The sequence below is a fragment of the Mycetohabitans rhizoxinica HKI 454 genome, assembly GCF_000198775.1.
Lineage (GTDB): Bacteria > Pseudomonadota > Gammaproteobacteria > Burkholderiales > Burkholderiaceae > Mycetohabitans > Mycetohabitans rhizoxinica.
The window spans coordinates 2,273,125-2,286,741 of sequence record NC_014722.1 but is presented as its reverse complement, the minus strand read 5'-3'; the positions used below and the strand labels follow the sequence as shown (position 1 = coordinate 2,286,741).

Genomic DNA, 13,617 nt, shown 5'->3' with positions numbered 1-13,617 from the left:
GCTAAAATCTGAAACATGTCAAAGACCACTGATCGCATCAACCTGACCAACCAGTTCCTGATCGCCATGCCAAGCATGGCTGATCCCACTTTTTCCGGAACGGTGGTGTACCTCTGCGATCACAGCGAGCGCGGCGCGTTCGGGCTGGTGATCAACAGACCGACCGATATCGATCTGCAGGCGCTGTTTTCTCGCATCGATCTGAAGCTAGAGATCGAGCCGCTGTTGCACGTACCCGTCTATTTCGGCGGGCCGGTGCAGACCGAGCGCGGCTTTGTGCTGCATGAGCCGGTTGGCAGCGGCAACTATACGTCGTCGATGTCGGTGCCCAGCGGGCTGGAAATGACCACGTCGAAGGACGTGCTCGAAGCGGTCGCGAACGGCAACGGGCCCAAGCGCTTCTTGCTGACGCTTGGGCATGCTGGCTGGGGCGCGGGGCAGCTGGAGGACGAGATTTCGAAGAATGGCTGGCTGACCGTCGAGGCGGATCCGAAGATCGTGTTTGACGTGCCGGCCGAGCAACGTTTCGACGCGGCGCTCGCGCTGCTGGGCATCTCATCGACGATGCTCTCCGGCGAGGCAGGCCACGCATGAGTACGGCGGCGGCCACGCTGCTCGCGTTCGACTACGGACACAAGCGCATCGGCGTGGCGATTGGCAACACGCTGACTCGCTGCGCTCGGGCACTCACGACCGTCGAAAACCGCAATCGCGAATACCGTTTCGCCGCGGTGGGCGAGTTGATCGGCCAATGGCAGCCGCTGCGGCTGGTCGTCGGGCTACCAGTGCATCCCGATGGCGCACCGCACGAGATGACGCGGCAGGCGCGGCGTTTCGGCAATCAACTTAATGGGCGCTTCAACCTGCCGGTGACCTGGGTCGACGAGCGCTATTCGTCGGTTGCGGCCGAAGCGGCAGGCGCGCGTGGTGCCGTCGTGGACGCACAGGCCGCCTGCATCATTCTTCAGCAGTATTTTGACGAACAGAGCTATCCGAGAGCCGATGATGAGTGCCGCCATTGCGTCGATTGACGCGGAACAGTTGTATCGCGCGATGCGCGACCCGTTGCAGGCTGCGTTGGGCGATGCGATACGCTCGGGCACAACCGCGCTGGCGGGGATCTATAGCGGCGGCGCGTGGATTGCCGAACGGCTTGCCCAAGACCTGGGCGCGGCCTCTTTTGGCGTCGTCAATGTCGCGCTGCACCGCGATGACTATGCGAAAAAAGGCCTGCACAGCCAGGCGCAGCCCACGTCGTTGCCGTTCGGCGTCGATGGCATGCGCATCGTGTTGGTGGATGACGTGTTGTTCACCGGGCGCACGATCCGTGCCGCGATCAACGAGCTGTACGATTACGGCCGCCCGGCGTGCGTTGAGTTGGCCGTGCTGGTCGACCGCGGCGGCCGTGAGTTGCCGATTGCCGCGCGCTTCGCTGGCGCGGTGCTCGACGTGCCGGCGACCGAGACGCTCGTGTTGCGGCGTGACAGCCACGGCGCGCTGGCGTTCGTCACCGAAGCGCGAGCGTGGTGACGACAGCGTCGCGCCTATGGGCGTACCGCGCGTTGGCTAGTGTTGCATTGCTTATTTCATCCGGTGACGGCTACGCGGCTGTCACCCCGTTCATGATCGAACCGCGCTATCCATGAATACCGCTACTCCAGAGCCCGCCGAACCGACGCGCACCGCCGCGCCGCACGCTGATGGGCAGCGCCCCGCCGCGCCAGCACCCGGCGCATTCTGCCCGGGTTTCCTGCGCGGCCACCCGCAATTGAATCGGCATGGCGAGCTCAAGCATCTGCTGACGATCGAGGGCCTGCCCCGCGCGGTGGTCACGCATATCTTGGATACCGCGGCCCAGTTCGTCAGCGTGACGGACCGCGATGTCAAAAAGGTGCCGTTATTGCGCGGTAAATCGGTGTTTAACCTGTTCTTCGAGAATTCGACGCGCACACGCACGACGTTCGAGATCGCCGCGAAGCGGCTGTCCGCAGACGTGCTGAATTTGAACATCAATGCGTCATCGACGAGCAAGGGTGAGTCGCTGCTGGACACGATCAACAACCTGTCGGCGATGCATGCGGACATGTTCGTCGTGCGGCATGCGCAAAGCGGTGCGCCGTACCTGATCGCGCAGCACTGCGCACCGCACGTGCGTGTGATCAATGCCGGAGACGGTCGCCACGCGCACCCGACGCAGGGGCTGTTGGACATGTACACGATTCGCCACTACAAGCGCGATTTCACGCAACTGCGGGTGGCCATCGTCGGCGACATCCTTCATTCGCGCGTCGCGCGCTCCGATATCCATGCGCTGACCACGCTGGGTGTGCCTGAGATCCGCGCGATCGGACCCCGCACGCTGCTACCCGGTGGGCTGGAGCACCTTGGCGTGCGCGTTTTCCACGACATGCAGCAGGGCTTGCGCGACGTTGACGTGATCATCATGCTGCGTCTGCAGAACGAGCGCATGAGTGGCGCATTGTTGCCGTCGGCGCAGGAGTACTTCAAGACGTGGGGCCTGACATCGGAGCGGCTCGCGTACGCCAAGCCCGATGCGATCGTCATGCATCCGGGACCGATGAACCGCGGCGTCGAGATTGAATCAAGCGTCGCGGACGGCCCGCAGGCCGTGATTTTAAACCAGGTCACGTTCGGTATCGCGGTGCGCATGGCGGTGATGGGCATCGTCGCGGGTAACAACGACTGAAACGCAGCAAACACAGCGGCAAGCATTCGAGAGCATGTCTACGAGCATGAAGATTCATATTAAGGGTGGTCGCGTTATCGACCCGGCGGCGGGCACCGAGCAGCAGGCGGACATCTGGATCGCCGATGGCCGCATCGTCTCGATCGGCGCCGCCACGGCGCCATTGCACGATGCGCAAACCCTCGATGCCACGGGGCTGGCGATCGCCCCGGGACTGGTCGATTTGTGCGCGCGGCTGCGCGAGCCGGGATACGAGTATCGCGCGACGCTGGAGTCCGAGATGGCCGCGGCGCTAGCCGGCGGCGTGACTAGCCTCGTGTGCCCGCCCGATACTGACCCGCCGCTGGACGAGCCGGGGCTGGTCGAGATGTTGAAGTTCCGTGCCCGCAATTTGGACCAAGTCCATGTGTATCCGCTCGGGGCATTGACGGTGGGCCTGAAGGGTGAGGTGATCACCGAGATGGCCGAGTTGACCGAGGCGGGATGCGTCGGCTTCACGCAGGCGGAACGGCCGATCGTCGATACTACGGTGCTGCTGCGGGCGCTGCAATACGCGAACACGTTCGGCTACACGGTCTGGTTGCGGCCGCAGGACCCGTACCTGGGCCGAGGTGGTGTCGCCGCCAGCGGACCGGTCGCGTCGCGGCTCGGGCTGTCGGCGGTGCCGGTGGCCGCCGAGACGATTGCGTTGCATACGATCTTCGAGCTGATGCGCGCGACGGGCGCGCGGGTTCATCTGCAACACTTGTCGTCGGCGGCAGGCCTCGAGTTGGTGCGCGCGGCCAAGCGCGAAGGGCTGCCGGTCACGTGCGACGTCACAATCAATCACGTTCACTTGATCGACGTGGACATCGGCTACTTTGACGCTCAGTTCCGCGTCGATCCGCCGCTGCGCTCGCACCGCGACCGTGATGCAATCCGCGCGGCGCTCGCTGACGGCACCATCGATGCGATCTGCTCGGATCATACGCCTGTGGACGACGATGAAAAGCTGCGGCCCTTCGGTGAGGCGTCGCCCGGGGCGACCGGACTGGAGTTGCTGCTCTCGTTGACGCTCAAGTGGGCGGCTGAGGAGAAGCGGTCGCTGGCATACGCGCTGACCAAGGTCACCTGTGCGCCGGCTGGGTTGCTCGGGTTGCCGGCGGGCAGGCTCGAGCCCGGCGTCACTGCGGACCTGTGTATGTTCGATCCCGCCGCGCATTGGCATGTTGAGCCGCGGGCGCTGAAAAGCCAAGGCCACAATACGCCGTTCCTGGGCTACGAATTGCCGGCGCGGGTGCGCGCTACGATCGTCGCGGGGCGCGTCGCGTACGACAGCGGACTCCGGCAGGCGTGAACCGGTTATCAGTCGCATGGCGCAAGGCACGGCTCGTCGCGCACGTGCTACATGGCGCATGGACGGTCGCGACGCGCTTTTCGCGCACCGACGATGACGGCCGCCGGGCATTGACGCGACAGTGGAGCCTGCGCTTTCTCGCGCTTGCCGGCGTGCGGCTCGTCGTACACCATGACGAGCGTCGCGTTGACGCAGGCACAATGGTGGTCGGCAATCACGTCTCGTGGCTCGACATCTATGTAATCAATGCCTGGCGGCCGACACCGTTCGTCTCCAAGGCGGAGGTGCGCGCTTGGCCGGTGGTCGGCTGGCTGGCCGCCAAGCTCGATACCGCATTTGTGCAGCGCGACAAGCGCAGCGACGCAAAGCGGATCATGCACGAACTGGCGCAGCGACTTCAAAGCGGGCGGCCGATCTGCGTGTTTCCGGAGGGCACGACGTCCGACGGTGTTGAGGTGCTGCCTTTTCATGCGAACCTGTTCCAAGCTGCGGTGTCGGCCGGTGCGCCGGTCCAACCGATTTGCCTGATGTACGAGGATGCGCATGGGTGCCAGTCCACCGCGCCCGCGTATGTGGGCGACATCACGCTTGGGCAATCGTTGGGCGCGCTATTGCGCCACGGGCCGTTGACCGTGCACCTGTACATCGGCGCCGCGCTCGAGGCGGGGACGCAGCGACGGGTCGTGGCGCGTGATGCGCAACGCGTGGTGAGCGATGCGCTGAGCGAGTTGCAGCAGCGTGTAAAGCCACCGCTGATGCGGCCGGTGCTGGCGCAGGCGCCGACGTATGCGAAACGGCAGGGTGACGCGCGATCGTGCGATTCGGCGTCGCCCGCCGCTCCGACGTTGGGCGAAGAGCCGGACCGCGCCGCGATCTGAACGCCTCAGCGTTGCTTGTCGCAGTCGATTTGGATCACGGTCCGGCGCCGTGGATCGGCGTCCAATCGTACGGCGGACAGCTTTCCTCCCCAGACACAGCCCGAGTCCAGCGCGATCACGTCGTCGCGCACCACCAGGCCGAGCGCCGCCCAGTGGCCGAACACCACCAGCGTGTCGGCGCTGCGGCGCTGCGGCACATCGAACCATGGCATGAATCCAACCGGTGCGGCATTCGGGCTGCCGTTTGCGCCAAATTCCATCCGTCCGTGCGCGTTGCAAAAGCGCAGGCGTGTCATTGCATTGATGATCACGCGTGAACGCGCGTCGCCTTGCAGCGTATCGCGCCACGTGTCCGGCTCGTTGCCCCACAGCGACTGCAGGAACGCTTTCCAAGCGTCGCCCCGCAGTTGCGTTTCAATCTCGCGCGCCAGCTCGAGCGCGACGCGGGCATCCCATTGCGGCAGCACGCCGGCATGCACGAGCAACCGCTGCCCGTCGTAGTGCGCGAGCGGTCGATGCCGCAGCCAGTCGATCAAGTCGGCGGCGTCCGGCGCGGCGAGGATGTCATCGAGCGTATCGCCACGCTTGGGGCGATGCACGCCAGCCGCGATCGCCAATAAGTGAAGGTCATGGTTGCCGAGCACGGCCACGGCACGATCGCCGAGTCCGATGATGCGGCGTAGTGCTGCAAGCGACGTGGGGCCACGGTTGACTAGGTCGCCGGCGAACCACAGTTGTGTATCGGCCGACGGACCTAGCTTGTCGAGCAGCCGATCCAACGCGTTGCAGCAACCCTGGACGTCGCCGATGCCGATCGGTGGGGGGGCGGCGGCGTTGTGGCCGGGGCTGGCTACGGCGTCCGGTTCGACCATGTAGTTGGTCGGCAGCGATTTCAAAATGCGTGTAAATGACTTCATAAGGGTCGGCTGAATAGGCGCCAGAACATCCATTCGGCGCTCGTTTTTTAGAGTATGTTAAAAATTCTCAAGTGCTCAATATCGTGCACTAGCATCTCGCCTGTGCCCTTAGAGCGTCAATAAAAGATCACGGGCTGCAATAGTATCGGCATTCGCATTTTTCTGTGTCGCTCAAGCGGGGCGCCGGCGCCCTTGCTTTATGGCTGGACGCCTCGCGTCAGCCAGCAACCGCGCGTGCTGCTTCACACTTTCTCGGGGATGGATAATGACAGACGAAACGCAGCGGGCCCTGCAATACAACGCAGATTAGCAATGTTTCCCAGGTCAACAATGTTCGCGCCAATGGCGGGGATTTCTCCACGCGCTGGCCGAGGAATTTGCCGCGCAACTCGATGCGCAGCAACTGCGTGCGTTGACGGGCCGCATCACAGGCGTGCCAAGCCTCGCGGCTGTAGTGGCGCCCGCATGGCGACGCGTTTCCCATGCGGCAACGGCAACTATACGTCGTCGATGTCAGTGCCCAGTGAGCTGGAGAGGGCCGCGTTAAAGGACGTGCTCAAAGCGGTCGCGAACGGCAACGGGCCCAAGCGCTTTTCGCTGACGCACGGGCAGACTAGACGAATAGCGATGAGAGACTCGATGATGATTGCCGGTACCCCTTCGATCGATGCAGAAATGCTGTATCGTGTGATGCGTGACCCACTGTGCGCGACGCTGGGCGACGTGGTCCGCTCGAGCGCGACTGCGCTAGCAGAGATTCACAGCAGCGGCGCATGATTGCCGAACGGCTTGTGGGGACCTTGGCGCGGCATCGTTTGGCATGGTGTTGCTGCTCTCGTTGACGCTCCGACGCATGCTTCACGGCCATGGGCGTACAGTCGGCCCGATGGGGGCTGTCAGCTCCTCCTTTATAATTTACTTTTAAATACTTGTTTTCGTGCACTGATTCGGCCCAAGCCGCGATAGGGGTAGCGGGCTCGTGCACATCCGTTGGCATCTAGACCGAAGGTAGTTCAATGATTCTTGTAACGGGAGGCGCCGGCTTCATTGGCGGTAATTTCGTTCTCGACTGGCTGCAACGCAGCGAAGAGGCGGTGCTCAATGTGGACAACCTAACGTATGCCGGCAATCTTCGCACGCTAAAGTCACTTGAAGGTAACCCGTTGCATTGGTTGGCGCGCGTCGACATTAGTGATCGGTCTGCATTGGATGCCTTGTTTGCGCGACACGCGCCGCGCGCGGTGGTCCATTTTGCTGCGGAAAGTCATGTAGACCGCTCTATTCATGGTCCAGCAGCGTTTGTACAAACTAATGTGGTTGGTACCTTTACCCTGCTTGAGGCAGCCCGTGCGTATTGGAGCGGCCTGAGTGCCGATGCGAAAACTGCATTCCGTTTTCTGCACGTATCAACCGACGAGGTCTTCGGTTCATTGTCGCCGGATGATCCGCAATTCTGCGAGACGGCGCCGTATGCACCGAACAGTCCGTATTCGGCGACTAAGGCCGCGTCGGACCATCTCGTTCGTGCATATCATCACACGTACGGCTTACCCACTGTCACGACACATTGCTCGAACAACTACGGGCCTTATCAATTTCCGGAAAAACTGATCCCGTTGACGATCGTTAGCGCATTGGCGGGCAAGCCACTTCCCATTTATGGCGACGGGCAAAACGTGCGTGACTGGCTGTACGTGCGCGATCACTGCTCGGCAATACGCAAGGTGCTTTTCTACGGCGAACCTGGCCAAACATACAATGTCGGCGGTTGGAACGAAAAGACAAATATTGAAGTCGTGCAATCGGTGTGCGACCTGCTCGATGCGCTCAAACCCAAAGCCAGTGGTTCGTATCGTGATCTGATTGCCTTCGTCGCGGATCGTCCAGGCCACGATCGCAGATATGCAATCGACGCGCGTAAGATTGAGCGCGAACTCGGCTGGAAACCCGCAGAGACATTCGAGAGCGGTCTGAAAAAAACAGTTCAGTGGTATCTCGATAACCAGGACTGGGTTAACGAAGTGCAGTCCGGCGAGTACCGCCAGTGGGGCGCAGTTCACTACACTTTCAATGCGCGTGATGGTCGAGGTCGTTAAGCATGGCGAGAAATACACGTAAGGGAATCATTCTTGCCGGCGGATCGGGTACGCGGCTTTATCCTATTACGCTATCGACTTCCAAGCAATTGCTGCCGGTGTACGATAAGCCGATGGTTTATTATCCGCTGTCGACGCTGATGATGGCCGGAATTCGAGACGTACTCCTGATTTCTACACCCGATGACATACCGCGCTTCGAGGTTATGCTGGGAGATGGTGGGCAGTGGGGGATGAACATACAGTATGCAGTGCAACCTTCCCCCGACGGTGTAGCTCAGGCATTCATTATCGGACGACACTTCATCGGCAACGATGCTTCGACGCTTATTCTGGGTGACAACATCTTCTATGGTCACGATTTGGTGAAGCAATTGGATCGTGCTAATGCGCAGCAGGAGGGGGCCACTGTATTCGCGTATCATGTACACGACCCAGAGCGCTATGGTGTCGTGGACTTTGATAACAACTTTCGTGCGTTGTCGATCGAAGAGAAGCCGGCTAAGCCTCGCTCCCACTATGCTGTCACAGGATTATATTTCTATGATAACAATGTCTGTGATATTGCAGCATCGATTAGGCCTTCGGCGCGCGGCGAGCTCGAAATTACCGATGTGAATTGCGCGTATCTCAGCGCTGGCAAGCTCAATGTTGAAGTTATGGGACGTGGCTTTGCGTGGCTTGATACGGGAACACACGACTCGCTCATTGACGCGGCGACGTTCATCGCGACGCTTCAAAAGCGTCAGGGACTTGTTGTCGCGTGTCCCGAAGAAGTCGCGTACCGCCTTGGATGGATTGGTGCAGACCAGTTGCGCAAGCTTGCAGCGCCCCTTGCGAACAGCCAGTATGGCAAATATTTGCAAACAATATTGACAGATCAGATCGCATGGCAATCCAGGTAATTCCTACTTCGCTGCCCGACGTTAAGCTCATCGAGCCGCAAGTGTTTGATGACGCGAGGGGCTTTTTATTTGAAAGCTTCAATGCACGCGATTTTGCACGACTGGTTGATGCCAATGCAGTTTTCGTCCAGGATAATCACTCGCGCTCGGCGAAAGGCGTCTTGCGCGGACTGCACTACCAGATTGAGCATGCGCAGGGTAAGCTTGTGCGCGTCGTGCATGGAGAAGTCTTCGATGTCGCAGTCGATATTCGACGAAGTTCTCCCCACTTTGGTCAATGGGTTGGCGTGTATTTGTCCGCTGCGAATCGGCGGCAGCTATGGGTGCCGCCCGGATTTGCTCATGGCTTTCTGACGTTGTCCGACAGTGCCGAATTTTTGTACAAAACCACTGATTACTGGTTTCCCGAGTTCGAGCGCAGTATTTTATGGAACGACCCGGAACTGGGAATCGAATGGCCGCTACAAGGCGATCCTGTTGTTGCTGCAAAAGATGCCGGTGGTAAGCAGTTGAGTGAAGCGGAGCTGTATGCATGACGGTCGTTGAGCGGAAACGTCGCAGCGAAGCGACGATTCTGGTGACAGGTGTGACGGGGCAGATTGGCTCTGAATTGGTTCGCACAATGCAGGGCTTGGGCAAAGTGGTCGCTGTTGATAGGGCCACTTTTGACTTGACCGAACCAAATCAAATGCGTGCCGTCATACGCGCGATCAAACCCACCGTGATTGTGAATCCAGCGGCTTACACGGCAGTCGATGCTGCGCAAAGCAATCCCGATTTAGCAATGCAGGTCAATGCGAAGGCCCCTGGTGTGTTGGCTGAGGAAGCGAGGCGGGTGGGGGCTGCGATGATCCACTATTCGACGGACTATGTCTTCAACGGCGAAAAGGATTCACCGTACGTTGAAGAAGACGAGGCTGACCCCAAGAATGTTTATGGCTTCAGCAAGCTGGCCGGAGAGCGGGCAATTGCAAGCGCCGGCGCGCACCATCTAATCCTGCGCACAAGCTGGGTCTATGGCATGCGTGGCAGAAACTTTTTGCTGACGATGCTGCGTCTCGGAACAGAACGAGACGAAATCAAGGTTGTGGCTGACCAATTTGGCGCGCCAACATGGAGCAACACCATTGCGACGCTGACCGCACATATCGTATCCCAGGCGCTAGCCGCCCATGATACGCGACAATGGTGGCAAGAGCGCTCAGGCCTTTATCACCTGACCGCAGCCGGCTCGACATCATGGCATGGTTTTGCCAAAGCCATCTTTGATGCAATAGCGTTGGAGCGTGTGCCGACTGTGATGCCGATACCATCATCTGACTTTCCCACACAAGCGGAGCGACCTGCGAATTCTTGTTTGTCTAACGGTAAGTTGGAGCGCGTGTTTGGCTTGCAGTCACCGCAATGGGACCAGGCGTTGAAGTTGTGTCTTCAAAGCCACGCTCGGCTCCGCGATCATCCCGTCAGCTGACGTTTTTTAAAGGCGGAATTCTCTTAGCAAAAAGGCCTGCCCTGAGCGGACAGCCTATATTGGAAGAAAACTGCGCCATCAGTCAAAGCGAGCGCGGGTTCGATCAATGTCAACGACAGCATCAACAGTGTATGATACGCGGTTACCCTAAAGCAATTCATCGATTTCCGCCAGTGTGACTCGAGGCTAGCCCCCAGGCAAGGGCTGATTTTATTCGTGCGAGCGCGACCATTCCTATTTGGCAGTGATTGTCCACCGGCATTCGGTTCCCGTTGCAGGATCCCAGCCAGATTACTGGCACGCCGCGTTGCCCTCAAGCTCTGTCTCCATAGCACCGTGAATGCATTTGCTTGGTTGCAGTGCAATTTCTCGCAGGATCGTGACAGCACTCCCACTAAGAGCACCAGTAAACTTCGGTTAGTCCATTACCAGCCTATCCCTCACGGAAACGTGTTTTCTGAGATACCATCATGCAAGCGAACACCCATCAACTCCTCCAGGACATTGTCTGGTCCACGGCCGAGGTTGGTGCCCCGGATGCGCTTTATTTCCGGGCAACCCCTCGAAACGCTTGGCGTATCCGACCCGAAAGCGGCGCAGCCTGGTCGGGAGATCCGGTCGAGATGGACGGGACATTAGATTTCAGCACGTTCTTCGGCGGTTTCTCACTCACGACGTGGTGCCGTGAATGCGGATTGAACGGAATCACGCTCGAAATCGCATTCGAAGGCGATGCGCTGCTCACTATTTGGCATGACAATGGGCGCGAGCCCCGTCAGTTACTGTGGTCTGGGGACGTCGAGGCGCTGCCGCGCATCGATTCCGGCCATGTTCACGTTAACCTGAACGGCCTGGCAGGAAAGAGCGGGCTGCTGTATCCTGAGTTTCAGCCAACCTCGCCCCGCTTCACGCTAAAATCGGTGCGATACATGACCGACCAGCCGCCGCGGCGCAAGGTCAGGTTGGCAGTGGTAATGCCGACGTTCAAGCGGGAAGCTTATGTCCGGCGAAGCATGGCGCTACTCGAGCGCATCATCCGCGCTAACCCTGCCGGCGCGATCGAACTCATCGTGGTCGATAACGGGCAGACGCTTGAGCGTGAGGCTCCGCCTGGCATCCGGATCGTGCCGAACCGGAATTACGGCGGCGCGGGCGGCTTTGCTCGAGGCGTGATCGAAGCGCTTTCGGAGCAGGATCCTTTCACCCATGTGCTGTTTTGCGACGACGACATCGCCGTCGAACCGGACTCCTATGCCCGCCTGTTTAATCTGCTGCATTATGTCGGCGACGACAGGATCGTCGCGGGCGGTATGCTCAACATGCAGGATAAGGGCAAGCTGCACGAGCTCGGTGCACGCGTCCGTGGCCTTCGGTTCTGGAGCGTCAAGGGTGGCGCAGACCTGACCTCCCAGGAAGACGTCATCCGCTACGATGAACCCGAGTACGCGACCTTCTACGGCTGGTGGTTCACCTGCTATCCTCTCGCGCAACTGCGCGAGAAGCTGATGCCGTTCCCGTTCTTCGTCGGCTTCGACGATGTGGAAATGGGCATGCGCCTGTCGAACGAGATGTCGACGGTCACGCTCACCGGGATTGCCGTATGGCACGAGGAGTTTCACAAGAAGGAAACGAATTGGCGCTGGTACTACCATGCACGCAACGGTCTTGCCGCCAATTACATATACGCTAACGATGACCGCGCGGTCACGGATGTATTCCGGCAAGTCCTCGGCGCACTGCTGACGTATCGTTATGAACGGGCGGCTAACCTCCTCGATGGTGTCCATGATGCGCAAAAGGGTCCGCAGTTCATCCGAGAGCTCGTACCTGACGAATTCCATGCGGCAAAGGCGAAGGCGCAAAAGCAGCTTATGCGCCCTGTTTCCGCCATGCAATTCGTGTCCGAGAAGTTTGCGCCTAAGATGGCAAATAGCCGACTGCGCAAGCTGCTCGTCATGGCGACGCTCAACGGCCACCTCCTTCCGTCTTTCATGATGCGCCGCGCTACGAATGCGTTCGACGATGGTTGGGCAATCGAACCCCTTCACTCAATGCGGCTGCAAGCCATCTTTCGCAAGCCGACCGTGCTATATTACGAGCCAACTACTCACCAGGGCTTGCTCTGTTCGATGGACCGCAAGCAGTTCTTTACACTGGCGATACGCGCAGCGAAATTGTACGCAAGCGTGAAGATCAACGCATCGAAAACCCGCCGACTCTGGCGTTTTGCCGGTAAGGAGATCACCTCAGAATCTTTCTGGAGGACTTATCTCAGTCTTCGAAAACAGGCTGACGCATGATTGACACGGATCGCGTTTAATTCATTGAGACAAAGAAATGTCAGGCGGGGTTTTTTAACCGGTCTCGATCACATGACCGACGCACGTCGAGTATGGATTCTCGACTATTTGTCGATCTTCCGCGACTCGACCGTCAGTGCAACAGGCTTCGTTTCGGATACGATTACCTGCAACGACGAGGGTACGCGCCTCATCGAGCGTGCTCGACAAGGCTCATGGGTGATTGGTCACGAAATTCCCTCCCGACTTGCTGCGGTGCTGACTGCACACGAGGTCACTTACGTTGACATTCGCGTGTCGCCGTTCCGCTTTCTCGCGCACGACTTCATCCTTGCGATGAGAACAAACTGCCCACGAATCTTTAAGCACATATTGCCGTTCAGGATTTTGGATGCACACCTTAAATTTAGCGCAAAATCCCTCGAGCTTTCATTTCGATACCGAAATCTGGGTCAGCATTCGATTCCTGAAAATTCTGCTGTCGTCCTGACAGACCAGCATCCCAACCGACAGTATCCATTGCGATGCTCCGTGCGCGCTTGAAGACTATCGAAGCCAGCTCATTGATATTTCTGCACAGTATTCACACGTCTTCTATCTCGCCCGCTGCAACGACTCCGTCGACGACAGGCGTTTCCTTGAAGCAATGGGCATTCCCAGACTCGATGCGAATCTTTATGGCGTTTTGAGTTCGGCAAACGTTTCGACGGTTGTAGGAATTCGTGGTGGTGCGCTCGAGGAAGCGTATTTTTGGCAAGTGTGCACGCGTGCTGGACCAGATCACGACGCCGATCTCATGTGACGGTGCGCAATTGGACACACGGCACTTCATCAACGTTTCAGTTGCGAACGTGATTGCGTCGACATTCTGGAAAACGTTGTACCGGTCACGCATCTCCAATTTGGTGCTGCGACTCTTAAAGCCCTCGCGGCCGGCAGTCCAGCAGATGTCTGATTTTCTGCGCAGAGCGGTCAACATCTGGAACGCAGCCGCAGCCGGATTGAAT

General features: G+C 59.2%; 15 protein-coding genes. 13 read left to right on the top strand and 2 right to left on the bottom strand.

Going from position 1 to position 13,617, the window contains the following annotated elements:
• Positions 1 to 15 precede the first annotated feature (15 nt).
• The 6 genes from RBRH_RS09995 (at position 16) to RBRH_RS09970 (ending at position 4,921) form a co-directional block, all read left to right on the top strand.
• Positions 16 to 594, top strand: coding sequence for a YqgE/AlgH family protein (locus tag RBRH_RS09995; RefSeq protein ID WP_013436115.1), 579 nt, complete (start codon positions 16 to 18; stop codon positions 592 to 594).
• Positions 591 to 1,031, top strand: coding sequence for a Holliday junction resolvase RuvX (ruvX, locus tag RBRH_RS09990; protein ID WP_013436114.1), 441 nt, complete (start codon positions 591 to 593; stop codon positions 1,029 to 1,031). The genes RBRH_RS09995 and ruvX overlap by 4 nt, the downstream gene beginning before the upstream one ends.
• A complete protein-coding gene (gene pyrR, locus RBRH_RS09985) occupies positions 1,018 to 1,530 on the top strand; it encodes a bifunctional pyr operon transcriptional regulator/uracil phosphoribosyltransferase PyrR (protein ID WP_041754449.1) in 513 nt (170 codons plus the stop codon). Before ruvX ends, pyrR begins: the two co-directional genes overlap by 14 nt.
• Positions 1,531 to 1,642: 112 nt before the next feature.
• Positions 1,643 to 2,707 carry an aspartate carbamoyltransferase catalytic subunit gene (locus RBRH_RS09980; RefSeq protein WP_013436111.1) on the top strand — a complete coding sequence of 355 codons (1,065 nt, stop codon included), beginning with the start codon at positions 1,643 to 1,645 and terminating at the stop codon, positions 2,705 to 2,707.
• Between the two features lie 46 nt (positions 2,708 to 2,753).
• Positions 2,754 to 4,043 carry a dihydroorotase gene (locus RBRH_RS09975; RefSeq protein WP_041753783.1) on the top strand — a complete coding sequence of 430 codons (1,290 nt, stop codon included), beginning with the start codon at positions 2,754 to 2,756 and terminating at the stop codon, positions 4,041 to 4,043.
• Entirely contained in the window at positions 4,040 to 4,921 is an 882-nt protein-coding gene (locus RBRH_RS09970) for a lysophospholipid acyltransferase family protein (RefSeq protein WP_013436109.1), read from the top strand. The genes RBRH_RS09975 and RBRH_RS09970 overlap by 4 nt, the downstream gene beginning before the upstream one ends.
• Before the next feature lie 5 nt (positions 4,922 to 4,926).
• On the opposite strand, the gene RBRH_RS09965 is transcribed toward RBRH_RS09970, so the two are convergent.
• Positions 4,927 to 5,793, bottom strand: a complete 867-nt coding sequence (locus RBRH_RS09965; protein ID WP_049786479.1) for a symmetrical bis(5'-nucleosyl)-tetraphosphatase — start codon at positions 5,791 to 5,793, stop codon at positions 4,927 to 4,929.
• Between the two features lie 510 nt (positions 5,794 to 6,303).
• Between RBRH_RS09965 and RBRH_RS09955 the strand changes: the two genes are divergently transcribed.
• From RBRH_RS09955 to RBRH_RS19035, 7 genes are all read left to right on the top strand, one after another.
• Positions 6,304 to 6,615, top strand: coding sequence for a hypothetical protein (locus tag RBRH_RS09955; protein WP_157864426.1), 312 nt, complete (start codon positions 6,304 to 6,306; stop codon positions 6,613 to 6,615).
• Positions 6,616 to 6,854: 239 nt separating this feature from the next.
• Entirely contained in the window at positions 6,855 to 7,934 is a 1,080-nt protein-coding gene (gene rfbB, locus RBRH_RS09950; RefSeq protein ID WP_013436106.1) for a dTDP-glucose 4,6-dehydratase, read from the top strand.
• 2 nt (positions 7,935 to 7,936) lie between these two features.
• The gene (gene rfbA / locus RBRH_RS09945) at positions 7,937 to 8,839 is read left to right on the top strand and encodes a glucose-1-phosphate thymidylyltransferase RfbA (protein ID WP_013436105.1); all 903 of its coding nucleotides are present in this window, start codon (positions 7,937 to 7,939) and stop codon (positions 8,837 to 8,839) included.
• On the top strand, positions 8,824 to 9,375 hold the full coding sequence (rfbC, locus tag RBRH_RS09940; RefSeq protein ID WP_013436104.1) for a dTDP-4-dehydrorhamnose 3,5-epimerase: 552 nt from the start codon (positions 8,824 to 8,826) through the stop codon (positions 9,373 to 9,375). Before rfbA ends, rfbC begins: the two co-directional genes overlap by 16 nt.
• A complete protein-coding gene (gene rfbD / locus RBRH_RS09935) occupies positions 9,372 to 10,310 on the top strand; it encodes a dTDP-4-dehydrorhamnose reductase (protein ID WP_013436103.1) in 939 nt (312 codons plus the stop codon). Before rfbC ends, rfbD begins: the two co-directional genes overlap by 4 nt.
• A gap of 470 nt (positions 10,311 to 10,780) precedes the next feature.
• Positions 10,781 to 12,610 (top strand): glycosyltransferase family 2 protein, encoded by a 1,830-nt coding sequence (locus RBRH_RS09930; protein ID WP_013436102.1) that lies wholly within the window; start codon positions 10,781 to 10,783, stop codon positions 12,608 to 12,610.
• A gap of 72 nt (positions 12,611 to 12,682) precedes the next feature.
• The gene (locus tag RBRH_RS19035) at positions 12,683 to 13,153 is read left to right on the top strand and encodes a hypothetical protein (protein WP_013436101.1); all 471 of its coding nucleotides are present in this window, start codon (positions 12,683 to 12,685) and stop codon (positions 13,151 to 13,153) included.
• A gap of 40 nt (positions 13,154 to 13,193) precedes the next feature.
• Here the strand turns inward: RBRH_RS19035 and RBRH_RS09925 are convergent, their stop codons facing one another.
• On the bottom strand, positions 13,194 to 13,589 hold the full coding sequence (locus RBRH_RS09925) for a hypothetical protein (RefSeq protein WP_013436100.1): 396 nt from the start codon (positions 13,587 to 13,589) through the stop codon (positions 13,194 to 13,196).
• Positions 13,590 to 13,617: the final 28 nt, after the last annotated feature.

What these genes read in the sequence shown, in the direction of transcription:
- RBRH_RS09995 (WP_013436115.1), top strand. Translation starts at nt 16, where the DNA reads ATGTCAAAGACCACTGATCGCATCAACCTGACCAACCAGTTCCTGATC.
- ruvX (WP_013436114.1), top strand. Translation starts at nt 591, where the DNA reads ATGAGTACGGCGGCGGCCACGCTGCTCGCGTTCGACTACGGACACAAG.
- RBRH_RS09980 (WP_013436111.1), top strand. Translation starts at nt 1,643, where the DNA reads ATGAATACCGCTACTCCAGAGCCCGCCGAACCGACGCGCACCGCCGCG.
- RBRH_RS09975 (WP_041753783.1), top strand. Translation starts at nt 2,754, where the DNA reads ATGAAGATTCATATTAAGGGTGGTCGCGTTATCGACCCGGCGGCGGGC.
- RBRH_RS09965 (WP_049786479.1), bottom strand. Translation starts at nt 5,793, where the DNA reads ATGGTCGAACCGGACGCCGTAGCCAGCCCCGGCCACAACGCCGCCGCC.
- RBRH_RS09955 (WP_157864426.1), top strand. Translation starts at nt 6,304, where the DNA reads ATGGCGACGCGTTTCCCATGCGGCAACGGCAACTATACGTCGTCGATG.
- rfbB (WP_013436106.1), top strand. Translation starts at nt 6,855, where the DNA reads ATGATTCTTGTAACGGGAGGCGCCGGCTTCATTGGCGGTAATTTCGTT.
- rfbA (WP_013436105.1), top strand. Translation starts at nt 7,937, where the DNA reads ATGGCGAGAAATACACGTAAGGGAATCATTCTTGCCGGCGGATCGGGT.
- rfbC (WP_013436104.1), top strand. Translation starts at nt 8,824, where the DNA reads ATGGCAATCCAGGTAATTCCTACTTCGCTGCCCGACGTTAAGCTCATC.
- rfbD (WP_013436103.1), top strand. Translation starts at nt 9,372, where the DNA reads ATGACGGTCGTTGAGCGGAAACGTCGCAGCGAAGCGACGATTCTGGTG.
- RBRH_RS09930 (WP_013436102.1), top strand. Translation starts at nt 10,781, where the DNA reads ATGCAAGCGAACACCCATCAACTCCTCCAGGACATTGTCTGGTCCACG.
- RBRH_RS19035 (WP_013436101.1), top strand. Translation starts at nt 12,683, where the DNA reads ATGACCGACGCACGTCGAGTATGGATTCTCGACTATTTGTCGATCTTC.
- RBRH_RS09925 (WP_013436100.1), bottom strand. Translation starts at nt 13,589, where the DNA reads ATGTTGACCGCTCTGCGCAGAAAATCAGACATCTGCTGGACTGCCGGC.